Annotated in this window: 17 protein-coding genes, 1 rRNA gene and 1 riboswitch; of the genes, 14 read left to right on the forward strand and 4 right to left on the reverse strand. The window is 69.3% G+C overall.

Going from position 1 to position 20,152, the window contains the following annotated elements; genetic code table 11:
• From rrf to AB0B29_RS23705, 11 genes are all read left to right on the forward strand, one after another.
• Nucleotides 1-95, forward strand: a 5S ribosomal RNA gene (gene rrf / locus AB0B29_RS23655); the annotation flags it as partial.
• Nucleotides 96-204: 109 nt separating this feature from the next.
• Nucleotides 205-813, forward strand: coding sequence for a CDP-alcohol phosphatidyltransferase family protein (locus AB0B29_RS23660; protein ID WP_053674126.1), 609 nt, complete (start codon nucleotides 205-207; stop codon nucleotides 811-813).
• Between the two features lie 114 nt (nucleotides 814-927).
• Nucleotides 928-3,423, forward strand: coding sequence for a mannose-1-phosphate guanyltransferase (locus AB0B29_RS23665; protein WP_362243094.1), 2,496 nt, complete (start codon nucleotides 928-930; stop codon nucleotides 3,421-3,423).
• 99 nt (nucleotides 3,424-3,522) lie between these two features.
• Nucleotides 3,523-4,434, forward strand: a complete 912-nt coding sequence (locus AB0B29_RS23670; protein WP_362243096.1) for a DUF881 domain-containing protein — start codon at nucleotides 3,523-3,525, stop codon at nucleotides 4,432-4,434.
• Nucleotides 4,431-4,763, forward strand: coding sequence for a small basic family protein (locus AB0B29_RS23675; protein ID WP_003988855.1), 333 nt, complete (start codon nucleotides 4,431-4,433; stop codon nucleotides 4,761-4,763). The genes AB0B29_RS23670 and AB0B29_RS23675 overlap by 4 nt, the downstream gene beginning before the upstream one ends.
• A 5-nt stretch (nucleotides 4,764-4,768) precedes the next feature.
• Nucleotides 4,769-5,716 (forward strand): DUF881 domain-containing protein, encoded by a 948-nt coding sequence (locus AB0B29_RS23680; RefSeq protein WP_362243099.1) that lies wholly within the window; start codon nucleotides 4,769-4,771, stop codon nucleotides 5,714-5,716.
• Between the two features lie 61 nt (nucleotides 5,717-5,777).
• On the forward strand, nucleotides 5,778-6,731 hold the full coding sequence (locus AB0B29_RS23685; protein WP_362243101.1) for an FHA domain-containing protein: 954 nt from the start codon (nucleotides 5,778-5,780) through the stop codon (nucleotides 6,729-6,731).
• A gap of 51 nt (nucleotides 6,732-6,782) precedes the next feature.
• A complete protein-coding gene (gene ftsR, locus AB0B29_RS23690; protein ID WP_362243104.1) occupies nucleotides 6,783-7,520 on the forward strand; it encodes a transcriptional regulator FtsR in 738 nt (245 codons plus the stop codon).
• An 85-nt stretch (nucleotides 7,521-7,605) separates the two neighbouring features.
• The gene (locus tag AB0B29_RS23695; RefSeq protein WP_003988851.1) at nucleotides 7,606-8,079 is read left to right on the forward strand and encodes a bifunctional nuclease family protein; all 474 of its coding nucleotides are present in this window, start codon (nucleotides 7,606-7,608) and stop codon (nucleotides 8,077-8,079) included.
• A gap of 289 nt (nucleotides 8,080-8,368) precedes the next feature.
• Complete coding sequence (locus AB0B29_RS23700) at nucleotides 8,369-9,052, forward strand: MerR family transcriptional regulator (protein WP_362243107.1); 684 nt, start codon at nucleotides 8,369-8,371, stop codon at nucleotides 9,050-9,052.
• A 259-nt stretch (nucleotides 9,053-9,311) separates the two neighbouring features.
• Nucleotides 9,312-10,760, forward strand: coding sequence for a DNA polymerase IV (locus AB0B29_RS23705; RefSeq protein ID WP_362243110.1), 1,449 nt, complete (start codon nucleotides 9,312-9,314; stop codon nucleotides 10,758-10,760).
• On the opposite strand, the gene AB0B29_RS23710 is transcribed toward AB0B29_RS23705, so the two are convergent.
• Entirely contained in the window at nucleotides 10,679-11,053 is a 375-nt protein-coding gene (locus AB0B29_RS23710; RefSeq protein ID WP_031104789.1) for a PRC-barrel domain-containing protein, read from the reverse strand. The two genes, AB0B29_RS23705 and AB0B29_RS23710, sit on opposite strands and share 82 nt — an antisense overlap.
• A 113-nt stretch (nucleotides 11,054-11,166) precedes the next feature.
• Nucleotides 11,167-11,262, forward strand: a riboswitch (glycine riboswitch).
• Nucleotides 11,263-11,437: 175 nt separating this feature from the next.
• Between AB0B29_RS23710 and gcvP the strand changes: the two genes are divergently transcribed.
• Nucleotides 11,438-14,323, forward strand: a complete 2,886-nt coding sequence (gene gcvP / locus AB0B29_RS23715; RefSeq protein ID WP_362243113.1) for an aminomethyl-transferring glycine dehydrogenase — start codon at nucleotides 11,438-11,440, stop codon at nucleotides 14,321-14,323.
• Nucleotides 14,324-14,390: 67 nt separating this feature from the next.
• Here the strand turns inward: gcvP and AB0B29_RS23720 are convergent, their stop codons facing one another.
• The 3 genes from AB0B29_RS23720 to AB0B29_RS23730 all read right to left on the reverse strand — a co-directional run bounded on the left by AB0B29_RS23720 (nucleotide 14,391) and on the right by AB0B29_RS23730 (nucleotide 17,394).
• On the reverse strand, nucleotides 14,391-14,810 hold the full coding sequence (locus tag AB0B29_RS23720) for a TOBE domain-containing protein (RefSeq protein ID WP_362243116.1): 420 nt from the start codon (nucleotides 14,808-14,810) through the stop codon (nucleotides 14,391-14,393).
• A 76-nt stretch (nucleotides 14,811-14,886) separates the two neighbouring features.
• On the reverse strand, nucleotides 14,887-15,282 hold the full coding sequence (locus AB0B29_RS23725) for a TOBE domain-containing protein (RefSeq protein ID WP_362243119.1): 396 nt from the start codon (nucleotides 15,280-15,282) through the stop codon (nucleotides 14,887-14,889).
• 132 nt (nucleotides 15,283-15,414) lie between these two features.
• Nucleotides 15,415-17,394 carry an amino acid transporter gene (locus tag AB0B29_RS23730; RefSeq protein WP_362243122.1) on the reverse strand — a complete coding sequence of 660 codons (1,980 nt, stop codon included), beginning with the start codon at nucleotides 17,392-17,394 and terminating at the stop codon, nucleotides 15,415-15,417.
• 434 nt (nucleotides 17,395-17,828) lie between these two features.
• Here AB0B29_RS23730 and AB0B29_RS23735 point away from each other — a divergent pair, with 434 nt between their 5' ends.
• Both AB0B29_RS23735 and AB0B29_RS23740 read left to right on the forward strand, forming a co-directional pair.
• The gene (locus tag AB0B29_RS23735) at nucleotides 17,829-19,121 is read left to right on the forward strand and encodes an extracellular solute-binding protein (protein WP_362243125.1); all 1,293 of its coding nucleotides are present in this window, start codon (nucleotides 17,829-17,831) and stop codon (nucleotides 19,119-19,121) included.
• Nucleotides 19,122-19,127: 6 nt separating this feature from the next.
• A complete protein-coding gene (locus AB0B29_RS23740; RefSeq protein WP_362243128.1) occupies nucleotides 19,128-20,126 on the forward strand; it encodes a carbohydrate ABC transporter permease in 999 nt (332 codons plus the stop codon).
• The last annotated feature ends 26 nt before the right edge of the window (nucleotides 20,127-20,152 follow it).

A 20,152-nucleotide genomic window follows, 5' to 3' on the forward strand; every position in this document is an offset into this window, starting at 1 on the left:
AAACGCCCGGTTACATTCCGAACCCGGAAGCTAAGCCTTACAGCGCCGATGGTACTGCAGGGGGGACCCTGTGGGAGAGTAGGACGCCGCCGAACTCCTTTTGCAGCTCTGGCTCTTGGGCACACAGCCCAAGAGCCAGAGCTTTTTTGCGTTGAGGTAGGGTCAGGGGGCATCGTTGGCACGTTTCCCACAGGAGGCCCCCGGGTGGAGGTTCAGGAGACTCGCGTCCAGACGGACCGTGTGCTCACCATCCCGAACATCCTCAGCATGGCCCGCCTCGTCGGCGTACCCGTCTTCCTGTGGCTGATCCTGCTCCCTGAGTTCGGTGGACCCCAGAGCGACGGTTGGGCTCTTCTGGTACTCGCTCTGAGCGGCGTCAGCGACTATCTGGACGGCAAGCTCGCGCGGCGCTGGAACCAGATCAGCAGCCTCGGCCGGCTCCTCGACCCCGCGGCCGATCGGCTCTACATTCTCTCGACCCTGGTCGGCCTCACCTGGCGTGAGATCCTGCCCCTGTGGTTGACCGCCGCACTTCTCGCGCGAGAGCTGGTTCTGCTGGTGATGGTGGGCATCCTCCGCCGGCACGGCTATCCGCCGCCCCAGGTGAACTTCCTGGGTAAGGCCGCCACCTTCAACCTGATGTACGCGTTCCCCTTGCTTCTGCTGAGTGACGGAAGCAGCTGGATCTCGTCACTGGCTGCCATTTTCGGATGGGCGTTCGCCGGATGGGGTACAACCCTCTACTGGTGGGCAGGAGTCCTCTACGTGGTACAAGTCCGCCGCCTGGTCCGTGCGGACGCCATAGCCGATTGAACTCTCGGATGGTCCTGCTGCCGTAGCGGAGCGATGGCCTGTACCGGATAAGTGCGGGACAATCCTGACGGGGGAAGTCGGCTAGACCGTCTCTTCGAGGAGGACGCTTCCGACATGAAGGCCGTCGTGATGGCCGGAGGCGAAGGCACGCGCCTTCGCCCTATGACCTCAAGCATGCCCAAGCCGCTCCTGCCAGTGGCCAACCGGCCGATCATGGAGCATGTTCTTCGGCTGCTCAAAAGGCATGGGCTCAACGAAACAGTCGTGACTGTCCAGTTCCTGGCCTCGCTCGTCAAGAACTACTTCGGTGACGGCGAAGAGCTGGGTATGGAGCTCACCTATGCCAATGAGGAGAAGCCACTCGGTACCGCCGGGAGCGTCAAGAACGCCGAGGAAGCGCTGAAGGACGATGCCTTCCTCGTCATCTCCGGCGACGCTCTGACGGATTTCGACCTCACTGAGCTCATCAATTTCCACAAGGAGAAGGGCGCGCTGGTCACCGTCTGTCTGACGCGTGTGCCCAATCCACTGGAATTCGGTATCACCATCGTCGACGAGGAAGGCAAGGTGGAGCGCTTCCTCGAGAAGCCCACCTGGGGCCAGGTCTTCTCCGACACGGTGAACACCGGCATCTACGTGATGGAGCCCGAGGTCTTCGACTACGTCGAACCCGATGTGCCCGTCGACTGGTCCGGTGATGTCTTCCCTCAGCTGATGAAGGAAGGCAAGCCCGTCTACGGCTACATCGCCGAGGGCTACTGGGAGGACGTCGGCACCCACGAGAGCTATGTGAAGGCGCAGGCCGATGTCCTCGAGGGCAAGGTCGACGTCGACATCGACGGGTTCGAGATCTCCCCGGGCGTGTGGGTCGCCGAGGGGGCGGAAGTCCATCCCGACGCCGTACTCCGCGGGCCTGTCTACATCGGCGATTACGCCAAGGTCGAGGCCGGTTCCGAAATCCGCGAGCACACCGTCGTGGGCTCCAATGTGGTCGTCAAGAGCGGCGCGTTCCTGCACAAGGCCGTCGTTCACGACAACGTCTACGTGGGGCCGCACAGCAATCTGCGCGGCTGCGTGGTCGGTAAGAACACCGACATCATGCGTGCGGCGCGGATCGAGGACGGGGCGGTCATCGGTGATGAGTGCCTGATCGGTGAGGAATCGATCGTCCAGGGCAATGTGCGGGTCTACCCGTTCAAGACCATCGAGGCCGGCGCATTCGTCAACACCTCGGTGATCTGGGAGTCCAGGGGCCAGGCGCATCTCTTCGGCGCCCGCGGTGTGTCCGGCATCCTGAACGTCGAGATCACGCCGGAACTCGCGGTGCGGCTCGCCGGCGCGTATGCGACGACGCTGAAGAAGGGCTCGACCGTCACCACGGCCCGGGACCACTCGCGTGGTGCCCGTGCCCTGAAGCGGGCGGTGATCTCAGCACTGCAGGCCAGCGCGATCGACGTGCGCGACCTGGAGAACGTGCCGCTGCCCGTGGCGCGGCAGCAGACCGCGCGCGGCAGTGCCGGCGGCATCATGATCCGTACCACCCCCGGGGTGCCGGACTCCGTCGACATCATGTTCTTCGACGGGAACGGTGCGGACCTGTCACAGGGCAGCCAGCGGAAGCTCGACCGAGTGTTCGCGAGGCAGGAGTACCGAAGGGCGTTCCCCGGTGAGATCGGGGATCTGCACTTCCCGGCCAGCGTCTTCGACTCGTACACCGGGTCGCTGCTGCGGAACGTCGACACGACAGGCATCTCCGAGTCGGGGCTGAAGGTCGTCGTGGACGCGTCCAACGGCAGTGCCGGACTCGTCCTGCCGAGCCTCCTCGGCAAGCTCGGGGTCGATTCGCTGACGATCAACCCCGGTCTCGACGAGTCCAGGCCGACGGAGACGGCCGACATGCGGCGGTCGGGGATGGTGCGCCTCGGGGAGATCGTGGCGTCCTCGGGAGCCGCGTTCGGCGTGCGGTTCGACCCCGTCGGTGAGCGGTTGTCGCTCGTCGACGAGAAGGGCCGGATCATCGAGGACGACCGGGCGCTGCTCGTCATGCTCGACCTCGTCGCCGCGGAACGGCGCAGCGGCCGGGTCGCGCTGCCGGTGACCACCACCCGGATCGCCGAGCAGGTCGCGGCGTACCACGGGACGCAGGTCGAGTGGACGACCACCTCGCCCGACGACCTCACACGCGTGGGCGGTGAGGAAGGGACGATCTTCGGCGGTGACGGCAAGGGCGGGTTCATCGTCCCCGAGTTCAGCAGCGTGTACGACGCCACCGCGGCCTTCGTACGGCTCATCGGGCTCGTGGCGCGGACGCAGCTCACGCTCAGCCAGATCGACGCGAGGATCCCGCGGGCGCACGTCCTGAAGCGTGATCTGGCGACCCCGTGGGCCGTCAAGGGGCTGGTGATGCGCCGGGTCGTCGAAGCGGCCGGAGATCGCTTCGTGGACACCACGGACGGTGTGCGTGTGGTGGAGACCGACGGCCGCTGGGTGATGGTGCTGCCCGACCCGGCCGAGGCCGTCACCCACCTGTGGGCCGAGGGGCCGGACGACGCCTCCGCGCAGGCCCTGCTGGATGAATGGTCGGCGGTCGTGGACAGCGCCGGCCGGTAGAACGGGCTGGACGCGTGCGTGCCGGACACGTGGCCCCCAACGGGGCCTGTCCGGCACGCCGGTGGCCCCGTTCGGAGGTAGTGCTCGCGACGTGCGACGATGTGCGGCATGCCGCAGCAACCCCCCATTCGGAGCACACCCGCGCGGCCCCGGCGCCCGGATGCGTCCATGTCGTTGCTCACCAACGTCATGGACCACAGCCTCGATGACGGATACGCCGAGGCGGCCGCGCGGAAGAAGGCCGCGGGTGACAGCGGCATGCCGAAGACGCTCAGGGCGAAGCTGGGGCTCGCAGCCGGACTGGTGCTCGCGGCCCTCGTGGTGACCGTCGGGGCGGCGCAGGCGAGGGTCGCGGCTCCGGTGGTCGCCAAGGAGCGGGAAGAGCTGGTCGATCGCATCGACCGGGAGACCGAGGCGGCGGACAAGCTGGCGGACACCGTCGACGAACTGCGCGCGGACGTGGGCGCACGACAGCGCGAGGCACTGAAGCACAGCGGCGGCGGGGAATCCGACCTGGCGGGCATCCTGTCGGGGGCGGTCGCGGTGCACGGGCCCGGTGTGAAGCTCGTCGTGAACGACGCCAAGGAAGCCGCCTCCGGAGGCGATGGCAACCCGCGGGAGACGTCCGGCTTCTCCGACACCGGCCGCGTGCGTGACCGGGACATGCAGCGTGTCGTCAACGGGCTGTGGGAGTCGGGTGCCGAGGCCGTCTCCATCAACGGGCAGCGGCTGACGGCGCTGTCCGCGATCAGGGCCGCCGGGGACGCCATACTGGTCGACAACAAGCCGCTGGTGCCGCCGTACACGGTGCTCGCGGTGGGGGACGGGCAGCGGCTGAGCACACGCTTCCAGGACAGCGCGGACGGGTTGTACCTCAACGCGCTGCAGGAGAGCTACGGCATCAGGACAGGCATCTCGGTGGAGGACGACCTCCGGCTGCCTGCCGCACCGAGTGTGATCGTACGAACAGCACAGCCGAGCATTGAGAAGAGCGAGAAGGGCACATCGTGATCGCCGTACTGGGCCTCGTGGTGGGAGTCGTGGCCGGGCTGTTGGTCCGGCCTGAGGTTCCGGCGGTGGTCGAGCCGTATTTGCCGATCGCCGTCGTGGCGGCTCTGGACGCTGTCTTCGGGGGTCTGCGGGCCATGCTCGACGGGATCTTCGACGACAAGGTGTTCGTGGTGTCGTTCCTGTCGAACGTGGTCGTGGCCGCTTTGATCGTGTTCCTGGGCGACAAGCTGGGTGTGGGTGCGCAGCTGTCCACCGGTGTGGTGGTCGTCCTCGGCATCCGGATCTTCTCCAACGCCGCGGCGATCCGCCGGCACGTGTTCCGGGCGTGAGGCCGATGAGCGAGCACGACGAGAAGCCCGCCAAGCCCGCCGACATCGCCGCGGGGCAGGGCGACACGCGCGACGGCAGCGGCGAGTCCGGGAACAGGCTGCGCAAGGAGCTGCCCCAGGAGGTCCCCGGGGCCGGACCCGCGGAGGCGCCAGCGGCCGGGGCGGCCCCGGTGGAGCCGGAGCCGTTGCCCGAGCAGGCACCGGAACCGCAGCCGGACCCCGAGCCGCGGCTGACCGGGCGGCAGCGGCTGGCGCAGGGGGTGTGGCCGCCGCGCGTGACCCGGGCCCAACTCATCGTCGCGGTGCTGCTGTTCGGTCTGGGGTTCGGTCTTGCGGTGCAGGTGGCGTCGAACAGCGACAGCGACAACGCGCTGCGCGGGGCGCGACAGGAAGATCTTGTCCGCATCCTCGATGAACTGGATGACCGTACGCAACGTCTTGAGGACGAGAAGCAGGGTCTCGAGAAGCAGCGCGACGAGCTGGAGAACAGCTCCGACCAGGCTGAGGAGGCCCGGAAGCAGACGGTCGAGAAGGAGAGGCAGCTCGGCATCCTGGCGGGCACGGTGGCCGCGCAGGGGCCCGGCATCACCATGACGATCCAGGACACGAAGGGGACGGTCGAGGCGGACATGCTGCTCGACGCGATCCAGGAGCTGCGTGCGGCGGGTGCCGAGGCGATCCAGGTCAACGGTGTTCGGGTGGTCGCGGGTACGTATCTCACGGACTCGGGCAAGGGCGTGGGCGTCGACGGGAACAAGATCAACGCGCCCTATCGTTTCAAGGTCATCGGCAAGCCGCAGGACCTCGAGCCGGCGCTCAACATCCCGGGAGGCGTGGTGCAGACCCTCGAGAAGGAACAGGCCACCGTCACGATCGAGCGGTCGACGGACATCGTCGTGGACGCCTTGCGAGCAGCGAAGCGGCCTGACTACGCTCGGTCGTCCTCGCAGTGAACAGGGGGTGCATGGGCGGCGTTCGGCGAGGGCATGAGGTTGCGGGGGGTCGGCGCACCGAATGGGCGGTGCGTGGTGGAAACTGTCTGGTGCAGACGGACGTTGTCAGGATGTCCGGGTCGGCCAGAGTGTTCAGTCAGGGTTCGTCCTGCCCCACGGGCGGGTCTGTTTCGGTCAAGGGGAATCGCCCGTGAAGTTGTTTGCGAAGTTGTTCGGCAAGAGCGCGCGAGAGGGCAGCGACAATGCGACCGCTCGTCATCGCGCACAGCCTGACGCGGAGGGTCAGCGGCCGCTGTTCCGGGACCAGGTCGGCGGCCCGGGTGGCGATGTTTCCGGTGGTCAGGGCGCGCCGTCGGTTGACCCTGCACAGTCCGGCGGCATAGGTTTCGGGCAGCCGTCAACCTCAAGTGCGGGTGGAGGGTTTTCCGACCCGTACGCGTCCAACGCCCCCGTGGGGCAGCCGCGGCAGGAGGATCCGATGTCGGCCCTGGTGTGTACGAGGTGCGGTAACCGCAACGCGGAGAACAGCCGTTTCTGCTCCAACTGCGGCGCGCCGCTGCGGGCGGGGGCGGCACCGGAGCGTCCGTCCGAGACGACCTCCACGATCTCCATCTCCGGTCTCGAGGCCTACGACAGCGAGACCACCGGTCAGACGCCGATGCCGACCCTGTCTCCGGAGGCGCAGGCCGCCGTCGACGCGCTGCCGCTCGGTTCCGCGCTCCTGGTCGTGCGCCGGGGGCCGAACTCGGGCAGCCGCTTCCTGCTGGACGGTGACCTGACCACGGCCGGCCGGCACCCGCAGAGCGACATCTTCCTGGACGATGTGACGGTCTCCCGGCGGCACGTGGAGTTCCGCCGGGCCCAGGACGGCTCCTTCACGGTGGCCGACGTGGGCAGCCTGAACGGCACGTACGTGAACCGGGAGCGGATCGACCAGGTCGCCCTGACCAACGGCGACGAGGTGCAGATCGGCAAGTACCGGCTGGTCTTCTACGCCAGCCAGCGGGGCTACTGACCGGCAGCGTCCGGGCAGACCCAGCGAAGGTCCATCCGTCAGGGAAGGTCCATGCTTCATACACCGAGCGGCGGTGCCGGACACGGCACCGCCGCCACGGACAGTGGGCTGATGAGCATCGGCGCCGTGCTGAACGCGCTGCGCGGTGAGTTTCCCGAAGTGACCATCTCCAAGATCCGCTTCCTGGAGTCGGAAGGGCTCATCGAGCCGCAGCGGACCCCCTCGGGGTACCGCAAGTTCAGCGCCCATGACGTCGAGCGCCTCGGACGCGTCCTGCGGATGCAGCGGGACCATTACCTGCCCCTGAAGGTGATCCGGGAGCATCTGGAGGCCGTGGAGCGTGGTGACGCCGTGCAGCTGCCGGTCGTGGGCCGTCAGCGGGACGGCGAATCCGCGCCGGAGCCGCCGGAGCCGCCCACAGCGGCCAGGATCGGGCGGGACGAGCTGCTCACGGCCGTCGGCGTGGACGAGAGGGAGCTCGCGGAGTGGGAGGCCTACGGGCTCCTCACCCCGCTGGAGGACGGGGCCTACGACGCCGAGGCGGTCACCGTCGCCCTGCTCGTGGTGGAGCTCGGTCGGTTCGGGATCGAGCCGCGGCACCTGCGGGTGATGAAGGCCGCCGCCGACCGGGAGGCCGGGCTCGTGGACCAGGTGGTGGCGCCGCTGAAGCGGCACCGGAACCCGCAGACCAGGGCTCATGCCGAGGCCCGCGCCAAGGAGCTGGCGGGGCTCACGGTGAAGCTGCACGCCGCGCTGGTGCAGAGGGCGCTCGGAGTGCGGCTGCCCTGAGACGGGCAGGCGCTCGGGGGCCGGATCAGGCGCCCGATCCCGGCCCGACTACCCAAACATCCCGGGCACGGCCTAGGGTTGCTGTGTGAACGAGCTCGATGTCGTAGGTGTCCGGGTCGAAATGCCCTCCAACCAACCGATCGTGCTGCTGCGTGAAGTGGGAGGCGACCGTTACCTCCCCATCTGGATCGGACCGGGGGAGGCGACGGCGATCGCCTTCGCCCAGCAGGGCATGGCTCCCGCGCGGCCGCTGACACACGACCTCTTCAAGGACGTGCTGGAAGCCGTCGGCCAGGAGCTCACGGAAGTGCGCATCACGGACCTGCGTGAGGGCGTCTTCTACGCGGAACTGGTCTTCGCCAGTGGCGTCGAGGTGAGTGCCCGCCCGTCCGACGCCATAGCACTCGCTCTGCGCACCGGGACGCCGATCTACGGCAGTGACACGGTGCTCGACGACGCGGGTATCGCGATCCCGGACGAGCAGGAGGACGAGGTGGAGAAGTTCCGCGAGTTCCTCGACCAGATTTCCCCGGAGGACTTCGGCAGCAGCAGCCAGTGAGTTCCTCGGGAGGGGCAGCGGCCTGAGAAGCGTGTGGGCGGCCCGGCGGACGACGTGGTCCGCGGCAGGGCCGCCCGCCGTGTGACGGGTGAAATGCCCGCATGTGCCGGTGGCGTGTGAGAGCGTCACGCAGGCTGTTCGAGGCACATTCGGCTAGCCTTTCCCCGCGACGGGGCACGGGAAACCACTCTCAGGGTGATTATCACTCGGCGTGGCGAGTGTGGCGATCGTTGACGCACCCCTGGTGACTGCCTACCGTCGAGAAGGCAGGTCAAGGACGGAGGTCGGCGTGAGAAGCAGCGGCGACGGTACGGCTGGGGGCGGCCCCGAGCGCATTCTCAGGGCGAGCGGTCCGTACCCTCCCCCCGGCTCGCGGCCCCTCCCGGCAGGGGGATGCCCCCAGCCAGGTGGTGGGGCCGACCACGTTCCGCAGCGACCGACAGCGGTGCCGAGCAGCGGAGGGGCGGCGTCCATGGCGTCCGAGCAGATCGGCTATCGCGGTCCCACGGCTTGTGCGGCCGCCGGCATCACCTACCGGCAGTTGGACTACTGGGCCCGCACCGGGCTCGTCGAGCCGAGTGTGCGTCCCGCCTACGGGTCCGGGACGCAGCGGCTGTACAGCTTCCGGGACGTGGTCGTCCTGAAGATCGTCAAGCGGTTCCTGGACACCGGGGTGTCGCTGCAGAACATCCGCACCGCCGTCCAGCACCTCAGGGAACGCGGTTTCAGCGACCTCGAGCGCATGACGCTGATGAGTGACGGTGCGACGGTCTACGAGTGCACCTCGCCCGACGAGGTCCATGCCCTGCTCCAGGGTGGTCAGGGGGTCTTCGGGATCGCCGTCGGGGTGGTGTGGCGGGACGTCGAGAGCGCGCTGTCCCAGCTGCACGGCGAGCGGATCGACACCGGCGAGACCCTGGTCGGGCCCAACCCGGCGGACGAGCTGGCACGCCGACGGAACCGGGCCGTCTGAGCCGTCCTCCGGCAGGGGGCCTACGTGGCCGAAGGAGACCGGACGTTTCCGCGCCGGGCCGTAAGCGCTTTCCCGCAGGAGGGTTTTCTGCTGGGACGAAGAGAAGGTGCCGAGGGGTGAGCGGTTCGCCTGGACGGTTGCCTCACGGTGGCGAGCGGGCTCTGCCGGCGGTCGTCGCCCGGGCCGTGAGCGGTTTGCGGCGGGGTGTTCCGACCGGCCGGGCAGGGCGTTGTCAGTGGCGTAGGGCAGCATCGGGAGTGTGAGAACCTCGCCCACGATCCTGCATCTCGACATGGATGCCTTCTACGCCTCGGTGGAGCAGGCGTCCAAGCCGAGTCTGCGCGGGAAGGCCGTGGTGGTGGGCGGGCTCGGGCCGCGGGGCGTGGTGGCGACCGCGTCGTACGAAGCGCGGGTCTTCGGGGTGCATTCGGCGATGCCCATGGGGCAGGCCCGGCGGCTCGCGCCGAACGCCGCGTATCTCGTGCCGCGCTTCCCTCTCTACCGTTCGATCAGTGAGCGGGTCATGGAGCTGCTGCGCGCGCTGTCGCCGCTGGTGGAGCCGCTGAGCCTGGACGAGGCGTTCGTGGACCTGGAGGCCGGCGGAGTGGCGTGGGACGAGCGGTCGGCACGGCTGGCCGGGGTGAAGCTGCGCGCGGACATCCGTGCCGTGACGGGGCTCACGGGGTCGGTGGGGCTCGCCGCCTCCAAGATGCTCGCCAAGATCGCCTCGGAGGAGGCCAAGCCGGACGGGCTGGTGGTCATAGAGCCGGGGACCGAGCGGGCGATGCTCGGGCCGATGCCGGTGCGGATCCTGCCGGGGGTGGGGCCGGCGACGGGCGACCATCTGAGGCGGGCCGGGATCACCACGGTCGGGGAGATCGTCGAGGCGGGCGAGGACGAACTGGTCCGGCTGCTGGGCAAGGCACACGGGCATGGCCTCTACGCCATGGCGCTGGCGCGGGACGACCGGCCCGTGGTGGCGGAGCGCGAGGCGAAGTCGGTGTCGGTCGAGGACACCTACGACGTGGACATCCACGACCGCACGCGGGTCGGGCTGGAGGTGCAGCGGCTCGCCGAGCGGTGCGTGCGGAGACTGCGCGGGGCCGGGCTCTCCGGGCGGACGATCGTGCTGAAGGTGCGACGGTACGACTTCTCGACGCTGACCCGCTCGGAGACGCTGCGCGGGCCCACGGACGACCCCGCGGTGGTCCGCGAGGCGGCGGCCAGACTGCTGGACTCGGTCGACACGACCGGCGGGGTGCGGCTGCTCGGGGTGGGGGTCAGCGGGCTCGCCGACTACACGCAGGAGGACCTGTTCGCCCAGGCGGCGGGGGAGCGGGCGGTCGAAGAGGGCCCGGTCGAGGAGCAGCCCGTGTCACCGGTCGAGGAGCAGCCCTCGCTCGCCGAGCGGCGCTGGCCCGCCGGGCACGACGTGCGGCACGCCGAGTTCGGGCACGGCTGGGTGCAGGGCAGCGGTCTGGGGCGGGTCACCGTACGGTTCGAGACGCCCGACTCGGAGCCCGGGCGGGTGCGGACCTTCCGCATCGACGATCCGGATCTGGAAGCGGCGGATCCGCTGCCTCTGGTGTTAGCGGAAGAGAGGGGTCCGGCCGCTGAGGTGGAACATCAGGCCGTTTCGTCGGTGCCCGCGAGCTTGCCGAAGTCGTGGTCCGGGAGCGGGGGCGGGGCGGCGACGTCGAGACCGTAGTGGTGGTAGAGCTGCAGTTCCTGCTCGGGGGAGAGGTGGCGGCCCACGCCGAAGTCCGGGGCGTCCTTGATCAGGGCCCGTTCGAAGGGGACGTGGAGGGCACCCTCGATCAGTTCGCTGGGCTCCAGGGGGACGAAGGCGTCCCTGCTGAACAGGCCGGTCCGTATGGCCGCCCACTCCGGCTCGCCGGTGGCGTCGTCGAGGTAGACCTCGTCGATGGTGCCGATCCTGGTCCCGTTGCGGTCGAACGCCTTGCGGCCGATCAGGTTGCGCGGATCGATATCGGTTCGCACGGGCCCTCCACATGGTCGCACCTCATCCGTAAACACAACAAAACGGTACAAGCGGGGATGTGGCCACTCGAAGGTCCGTGCGTGAACCTCGCTGGTACGCTGGCAGCGGCTGCTGACCCCGTGCGGGAGAGTCCTCCAGACACCATCGGAGGCGCCGAAGGAGCAAATCCTCCCCGGAATCTCTCAGGCACACGTACCGCACGGACGAGGTCACTCTGGAAAGCAGGGCGGGTGTCGACGGCTTCCGCTCTCACCGACGGTGAAAGCCGGAGGCCTTCGGGCGATCCGGTGAAGCTCTCAGGTTGAGATGACAGAGGGGGAGGCCGTCCGGGTACCCGTGCCGTGGTGCCCCTCGCAGGTCGTGTCGACCAGGAGGCCTCCGTAATGACCGCCCACCGCATTCCGCTCTCCGAGCTCGAAGAGGCAGTCCCCTTCGAGCAGCGCCACATCGGCCCCGACCACGAGGCCTGCGCCAAGATGCTCGCGCACATCGGCTACGGCTCGCTGGACGAGCTGACCGCCGCCGCCGTCCCGGCCGTGATCAAGAGCGCCGAGGCACTGGATCTGCCCGGCGCCCGCAGCGAGGCAGAAGTGATCGCCGAGCTGCGCTCCCTCGCCGACCGCAACCAGGTCCTCGGCTCCATGATCGGCCTCGGCTACTACGGCACGTTCACTCCGCCGGTGATCATGCGCAACGTCATGGAGAACCCGGCCTGGTACACGGCCTACACGCCCTACCAGCCGGAGATCTCGCAGGGCCGGCTCGAGGCGCTGCTCAACTTCCAGACCATGGTTGCCGACCTGACCGGCCTGCCGACCTCGGGCGCCTCCCTGCTCGACGAGGGCACCGCGGCCGCCGAGGCCATGGCGCTGTCGCGGCGGCTCGGCAAGAACAAGAAGGGCCTGTTCCTGGTCGACGCGGACACGCTGCCGCAGACCGTCGCCGTGATCCAGACCCGCGCCGAGCCCGCAGGGGTCGAGGTCGTCGTCGCCGACCTCAGCGAGGGCATCCCCGACGGGATCGCCGAGCGTGAGATCAACGGCGTACTGCTGCAGTACCCGGGCGCCTCCGGTGCCGTGCGGGACATCAAGCCCGTCATCGACCGGGCGCACGAGCTCGGGGCACTCGTCACCGTCGCCGCCGACCTGCTCGCGCTGACCCTGCTGAAGTCGCCCGGTGAGCTCGGGGCGGACATCGCCGTCGGCACGACGCAGCGCTTCGGCGTCCCCATGGGCTTCGGCGGACCGCACGCCGGCTACATGGCGGTCCAGGACAAGATGGCGCGCAGCCTGCCCGGGCGGCTCGTCGGCGTGTCCGTGGACGCCGACGGCAACAAGGCCTACCGGCTGGCCCTGCAGACGCGTGAGCAGCACATCCGCCGCGAGAAGGCCACCAGCAACATCTGCACCGCTCAGGTCCTGCTCGCCGTCATGGCCGGCATGTACGCCGTCTACCACGGCCCGGAAGGCCTGAAGGGCATCGCGCGGCGCACCCACCGGTACGCCACGGTCCTCGCCGCCGGGCTCGCGAACGGCGGGGTCGAGGTCGTGCACGGCTCCTACTTCGACACCGTGACCGTGCGAGTCGAGGGACGGGCCGCCGAGGTCGTGGCCGCCGCCCGGGACAACGGCGTCAACCTGCGTCTCGTTGACGCCGACCACGTCTCCATCGCCTGCGACGAGACCACCACCCGCGCCCAGCTGCGTGCCGTGTGGGCGGCCTTCGGCGTCGAGGGCGTCGTCGAGGCGCTCGACGCGGCCGCCGAGGACGGTCTTGCCGGTGCGCTGCTGCGCACCGACGACTACATGAGCCACCCCGTCTTCCACCAGCACCGCTCCGAGACCGCCATGCTGCGCTACCTGCGCAAGCTGGCCGACCGCGACTACGCGCTCGACCGGGGCATGATCCCGCTGGGCTCCTGCACCATGAAGCTCAACGCGACCACCGAGATGGAGCCGGTCACCTGGCCCGAGTTCGGGCAGCTGCACCCCTTCGCGCCCGCCGAGCAGGCCGGCGGCTACCTCACCCTCATCCACGAGCTGGAGGACCGGCTCGCCGAGGTCACCGGCTACGACAAGGTGTCCCTCCAGCCGAACGCCGGGTCGCAGGGCGAGCTGGCCGGTCTGCTCGCCGTCCGCGGGTATCACCGGGCCAACGGGGACGAGCAGCGCACCGTCTGCCTGATCCCGTCGTCCGCGCACGGCACCAACGCGGCCAGCGCGGTCATGGCCGGCATGAAGGTCGTCGTCGTGAAGACCGCCGACGACGGCGAGATCGACGTCGCGGACCTGCGGGCCAAGATCGAGCAGTACCGCGACGAACTCGCCGTACTGATGATCACGTACCCGTCCACCCACGGCGTGTTCGAGGAGCACGTCTCCGAGATCTGCGCGCAGGTCCACGAGGCGGGCGGGCAGGTCTACGTCGACGGGGCCAACCTCAACGCGCTGGTCGGGCTCGCCAAGCCCGGGCACTTCGGCGGCGACGTCTCGCACCTGAACCTGCACAAGACCTTCTGCATCCCGCACGGCGGCGGCGGCCCCGGCGTCGGCCCGGTCGCGGTGCGCGAGCACCTCGCGCCCTACCTGCCCAACCACCCGCTGCAGCCCGAGGCGGGCCCGGAGACGGGCGTCGGTCCCATCTCGGCCGCTCCGTGGGGCTCCGCCGGCATCCTGCCCATCTCGTGGGCGTACGTCCGGCTGATGGGCGGCGAGGGGCTGAAGCGGGCCACGCAGGTGGCCGTGCTCAGCGCCAACTACATCGCCAAGCGCCTGGAGCCGCACTACCCGGTGCTCTACACCGGCCCCGGCGGTCTCGTCGCGCACGAGTGCATCATCGACCTGCGGCCCCTGACCAAGGCGACCGGCGTGAGCGTCGACGACGTCGCCAAGCGGCTGATCGACTACGGCTTCCACGCGCCGACCATGTCGTTCCCGGTGGCCGGGACGCTGATGATCGAGCCGACCGAGTCGGAGGACCTGACCGAGCTGGACCGGTTCTGCGAGGCGATGATCGCCATCCGCGCGGAGATCGAGAAGGTCGGCTCCGGCGAGTGGCCCGCGGAGGACAACCCGCTGCGCGGCGCCCCGCACACCGCCGGTGCGCTCGCCGGGGCGTGGGAGCACGCCTACAGCCGCGAGGAGGCCGTCTTCCCCGCCGGAGTGTCGAGCGCCGACAAGTACTGGCCGCCGGTGCGCCGCATCGACCAGGCCTTCGGCGACCGGAACCTGGTGTGCTCCTGCCCGCCGCTGGACGCGTACGAGGACTGATCGGCCGACCGGTGACAAGGGGGAGGGGCTCCGCGATGCGGGGCCCCTCCTGCCGTTCGCCGCCCTGTCATGCGGTGGCGAGTGACACCTCGGTCGCCTTGATCAGAGCCACGACCGGGGTCCCGGGCGACAGGGCCAGATCCTCCGCGGCGTCCCTGGTGATCGCGGAGGTCAGCTCGCCGCCCTCGATGGTGAGCCGGACCGACACCATCGCCTCGCCTGCTGCGAGGTCCGTGACCGTACCGGGGAGCTGATTGCGGATCGACAGGCCCTCGACGGGCGCGGTGGCCACGGAGACCTCCGTCGACTTCAGCAGGGCGCGCACGGCGGTGCCCGGGGCGAGACGGAGGTCCTCCGCTGCCTCGCGGGTGACAGCCGCGGTGAGGTCCTGGCCGCCGGTGAGGCGGATCCTGACCGTCGCCATGGCCTCGCCGGAGGTGACAGCCGTGACGGTGCCGGGGAGCTGGTTGCGGATGCTCAGGCTCATGGGTGCACGGTAGCCCCGGCCGGCGGATCGGGACGGTAGGTGTGGCTGTGCGTCGCCCCGCCCTGCCGTGCCGGGCTCAAACGCGGTCGATGTGGACGTTCGTCGACTTCACGCGGGCCGTCGCCTCCATGCCGACCTCCAGGCCCAGTTCCTCCACCGCCTCGCGGGTGAGCAGTGAGACCAGCCGGTGCGGGCCGGCCTGGATCTCGACCTGGGCGGCGACATCGCCGAGTTTGATCGCGGTGACGATGCCGGGAAAGGCGTTGCGGGCCGAGGTGTACGGGGTGTCCTCCTCGGCGGCGCCGGACCGGGCGAGCTCGACCGAGAAGGCGGCCAGGTCCCGCCCGGCGATGAGACGGCGTCCGGTCTCGTCGCGGTGGGTCGTGATGCGGCCCGCGTCGGCCCAGCGGCGGGCGGTGTCCGGGCTGACGCCGAGCAGCCGTGCTGCCTGGCCGATCGTGTAGGACTGCATGCCGGTCACGATAGGGGCGGGGGAGGGCGGCTGGGGATGCGGGGCCGGCCGTGGGGCGTGACGTGCCATGGCGCCTGATCGCATACAACAGCCGCTGGCGGCCGCGGCAGCCCTCGCAGCCGACGGGCCCGATCACCCCACGTGCACCCTCGGCCGCCGTTTCCGGTCCGGCTCCGCCTCGCGCAGGACCTCGCGGGTCACCGGGGCTACCTCGCCCTGGCCGAACAGGAAGAAGCGCAGGAAGTTGGCGAAGGGCCCGCCCTCGGTCCACTCGAAGTAGATGTGCGGGGTCCGGTCGGTCGCGTCGCGGACGTGCAGCAGCAGCGCGGCCAGGGCGTTGGGGATCGAGGACGACTCCAGGGTCAGGACACGGTAGCGGCCGTGCAGCACCTCACCGCGCACGGTCAGGCCCGCCTCGAACTCGGACGGGTCGGTCACCGTCACCTCGACGAAGACGAAGTCCTCCTGGCCGGGTACGTCGTTGTCGTGCCGGATCTGTTCGATCTTGTCGCGGTACTCGGCGATGTCGCGCCGGTCGGGCTCGTTGGCGATGAACCGCAGCCGGCGACTGGCCATGTCCCGGACGAAGCGCTCCGCCATGTCGTCCAGCGTCACGCTGGTCACGCGCAGCTCGAACGCCCGGGCCAGGCGTGACAACAGGGAGACCAGGATGATGCCGGCGATGAAGCAGGCGCCGATCTTCACGCCGTCCGGGCGCTCGATGACGTTGAGCACGGTCGTGTACAGGAACACCGCGGAGATCACCGCGAAGGCGATCGTCCAGTTGCGCTGCCGGGCCTTGCGGGCGGCGATGGTCACCGCGATCGCCGCCGAGCTGATGAGGACCAGCACACCGGTGGCGTAGGCGCCGCCCTGGGCATTGACGTCGGCGTCGAAGATCCAGGTGACCAGGAAGGCGATCAGCGTGAAGACGATGACCATGGGCCGGACCGCGCGGGCCCAGTGCGGGGCCATGCCGTAGCGGGGGAGGTAGCGCGGCATCAGATTGAGCAGACCGGCCATGGCGGAAGCACCGGCGAACCAGAGGATGGCGATCGTCGAGACGTCGTAGACGGTGCCGAAGGTGTTGCCGAGGTAGTGGTGCGCCAGGTAGGCGAGCGCACGCCCGTTGGCCTGGCCGCCCGCCTCGAACTCCTTCTCCGGGATGAGGAGGGTGGTGATGAAGCTGGTGGTGATCAGGAAGACGCTCATGATCAGAGCGGCCGTGGTGAGCAGCTTCTTCGTGTCACGGATGCGCCCGGCCGGTCGTGCCTCCGTGTCGCCCGCATCGCCTTTGACGTGCGGCATCACGGCCACGCCCGTCTCGAACCCGGAGAGGCCGAGGGCCAGCTTCGGGAAGACGAGCAGGGCGACGCCGATCATGGCGAAGACGTTGCTGTGCTGGGCGGTGAGGGCGCTCGACCAGTCGGCGACCACGTGGCCGGCCGTGATGACGTGGTAGAGGCCGACGACCACCACGACCGCGTTCAGCGCGAGGTAGGCGCCGACGAGGGCGACGGCGACGCCGATCGCCTCCAGGAAGCCCTTGAGGAACACCGCGCCCAGCAGGGCCACCAGGACCAGGGTGATCAGCAGCTGCTTGTCGTGCAGCACACCGGTCAGATGCGGGTTCTCCACGAGGTGGGTGGAGGCGTCGGCGGCCGACAGGGTGATGGTGATGAGGAAGTCGGTCGCGGCGAAGCCCAGCAGGGTCAGGACGAACAGCTTGCCCTGCCAGAAGGAGAGCAGCCGCTCCAGCATCGCGATCGAGCCCTCGCCGTGGGGGCTCTCCTCGGCGACGCGGCGGTAGACGGGCAGGGCGCCCGCCAGCGTGACGACCACCAGGACGATGGTCGCGATCGGCGACAGCAGACCGGCGGCCAGGGCCGCGATGCCCGGCTGGTACCCGAGGGTCGAGAAGTAGTCGACGCCGGTCAGGCACATCACCCGCCACCAGCGCTGACCCCGGTGCGGAGGCTCCGGCTCGGCATGCGGCCCGGTGTGGCCGCCGCCCCTGCCCATGTCCGACAGGCCTTCCAGCATCCAGGCGCGCAGACGGCTGGGTGGGAAGGGCTCCGGACGGCTCGGTGCCGGGTGCTCGGTGGTGGCCATCGACGTGCTCCCGATCGTGCGGCTCAGCGTGGTTTCCGGCCATCACTGGACGGCCCGATCAGCGTAAGCGGAGCGTGACGCCGTGGCCCACGGGTGAAGGGGCTGAGCGCGTCAAGCTTCCGTTAAGACTGACGGCCCGGGCGGTCGTGGATCCGGAAACACGAGCTGAGCGCGCGTCGGGCGGCGTTGTGCCCCGATGGGGGCAGCGCTCCCGGTCGACTCGTGGTGGACACCCTGTGTGATCACCGCGCAGTCGACTTCGTAACGTTCGTCCGGTGAGTCGAATGTTTCGCATCTCCATCAGGTTCCGAAGTTACCGAGAGATTCACCTCGTACAAGGGGTTGCCACCGTTTGTCGGCTGTCTCTAGGGTGCGGCAGCAGCGAAGCTTTCTGATTTTGATCCGAAACTTTCGACACTCTCGAGGAGTGCATGATGGGCGACCCCGCACTGTCCCGCCGCGGCTTCCTGGCGGCCTCCGCCGCGGCCGGTCTGGGGATGACGGCACTGACCGCATGCGGCGGGGACTCGGACGGGGGGTCGTCCGGGACGACCACGATCGAATGGTGGAACATCTCCACCACCCAGCCGTCCAAGACCGTCTGGGCCGCTCTCGCGCGGAAGTTCGAGGCACAGAACCCCAAGGTCAAGATAAAGATCGTCCAGCTGGAGAACGACGCCTACAAGTCGAAGATGACGGCCCTGACCGCCTCCGGGAAGCTGCCCGACATCTTCCACACGTGGGGCGGCGGCGTGCTGAAGCAGCAGGTCGACGCGGGCCTCGTGGAGAACCTCACGGACCGGACCAAGCCGTGGGGCGACGCCCTGCTGCCGGTCGCCCGGGAGCCGTACCTGTTCGACGACCAGGCCTACGGCATTCCGTTCGACATCGGCATGATCGGCTTCTGGTACAACAAGGCGCTCTTCGAGAAGGCCGGCATCGCCGAGCCGCCGACCACCTGGGACGGCTTCCTCGACGCCGTACGCAAGCTGAAGGCCGCCAAGGTCACGCCCCTGGCCCTGGCCGGGAAGGAGAAGTGGCCCGGCATGTACTACTGGGCCTACCTCGCCATGCGCACCGCAGGGGCCGAGGCGCTGACGAAGGCCTACGACGACAAGGACTTCACCGGCGCCCCCTTCCTCCAGGCCGGCGAACACCTCAAGGAACTCGTCGCCCTGCAGCCGTTCCAGAAGGGCTTCCTCGGAGCCGCCTACTCGACTCCCACCGGCCAGGCCGCCGCCGTCGGCAACGGCAAGGCGGCCATGGAGCTCATGGGCCAGTGGGCGCCCACCGTGCAGGCCGACGTGGGCAAGGGCCTCGGCAAGGACCTGGGCTTCTTCCCGTTCCCCGCGGTCGAGGGCGGCAAGGGAGCCATCACCGAGGTGTTCGGCGGAGGCGGCGGGCACGCACTGCGCAGGGGCGCCCCGCAGGAGGCCGTCGACTTCCTCAAGTTCTTCGCGTCCGAGGCCACCGACCTGGAGCTGGTCAAGAAGACCGGTGTCCTGCCCGTGGTCCCGGCGGCCGAGAGCGCCATCGCCGACCCCAACATCAAGTCCGTACAGGCCCAGTTGAAGGCCGCCACCGGCTTCCAGCTCTACCTCGACCAGGCGTACGCGCCCGCCGTCGGCCAGGAGGTCAACGACAGCGTGGCCGCGCTCATCGCGGGCTCCAAGTCGCCCGGGCAGGTCGCGCAGTCGATCACGAAGACCGCGAAGGAAGAGCAGTAGCCGCCGATGACCTCCACGTTCCTGCCGGACAAACGGACCGGCCCCGGCGCCGGTTCCCCGCCCCCGGCCGCGGCCCGGCCCCCGGGGCGGGCCCGGCGACGCACACTGCACTGGCTCACCGCGGCCGGCTTCCAGCTCCCGGCCCTGGTGCTGTTCATGGGGCTCGTGCTGCTGCCGATGCTGTTCGCCCTGTACGCCGCGTTCTTCCGCTGGGGCGGTTTCGGCATGCCCTCCGACTACGTCGGCGGCGAGAACTTCGCCCGGCTCTTCCAGGACGACGTCTTCCTCGGAGACCTGTGGCGCTGCCTGGTGCTTGTGGTGCTGTCGCTCGCGATCCAGCTGCCGTTCGCCCTCGCCATGGCCGTCCTGCTCAACCAGCGGATGCGCGGGCGGGCGGTGTACCGGATGCTGTTCTTCGCCCCGTACGTCCTGTCGGAGGCCATCACCGGCATCCTCTTCGGCATGATCTTCGCCCCGGACGACGGCTTCGCCGACCAGGTCCTCGGCAGGATCGGTCTGGCGGGGCTGGGCGGGGAGTGGTTCGCGGACCCGTCCACCGTGATGGCGACGGTGTTCCTGGTCATGACCTGGAAGTACTTCGGCTTCCACATGATGCTGTACCTGGCCGGGCTCCAGGCCGTCCCGAAGGAACTGACCGAGGCGGCGCTCATCGACGGGGCGAGTGCCTGGCAGCGGTTCCGCAACGTCACCCTGCCGCTGCTCGCGCCCACCCTGCGCATCAGCGTCTTCCTCGCGGTCATCGGGTCGATCCAGTTGTTCGACCTGGTGTGGGTGACCACCGCGGGCGGTCCCGACCACCACTCCGAGACCATGGCCGTGACCATGTTCCAGTACGGCTTCAAGCGCTACCAGGTCGGCTACGCCAGCGCGATCAGCGTGGTCATGTTCGGCATCAGTCTCGTCTTCGCCCTCGCCTACCAGCGGTTCGTCCTCCGACGCGACTTGGAAGGGGCCACCACGACCATGCGGGGTGACGGAAAGTGACAGCCAGTCAGAAGACCCGTGTACGC

Source organism: Streptomyces tibetensis (genome assembly GCF_040647715.1).
GTDB classification, from domain to species: Bacteria; Actinomycetota; Actinomycetes; order Streptomycetales; family Streptomycetaceae; genus Streptomyces; species Streptomyces tibetensis_A.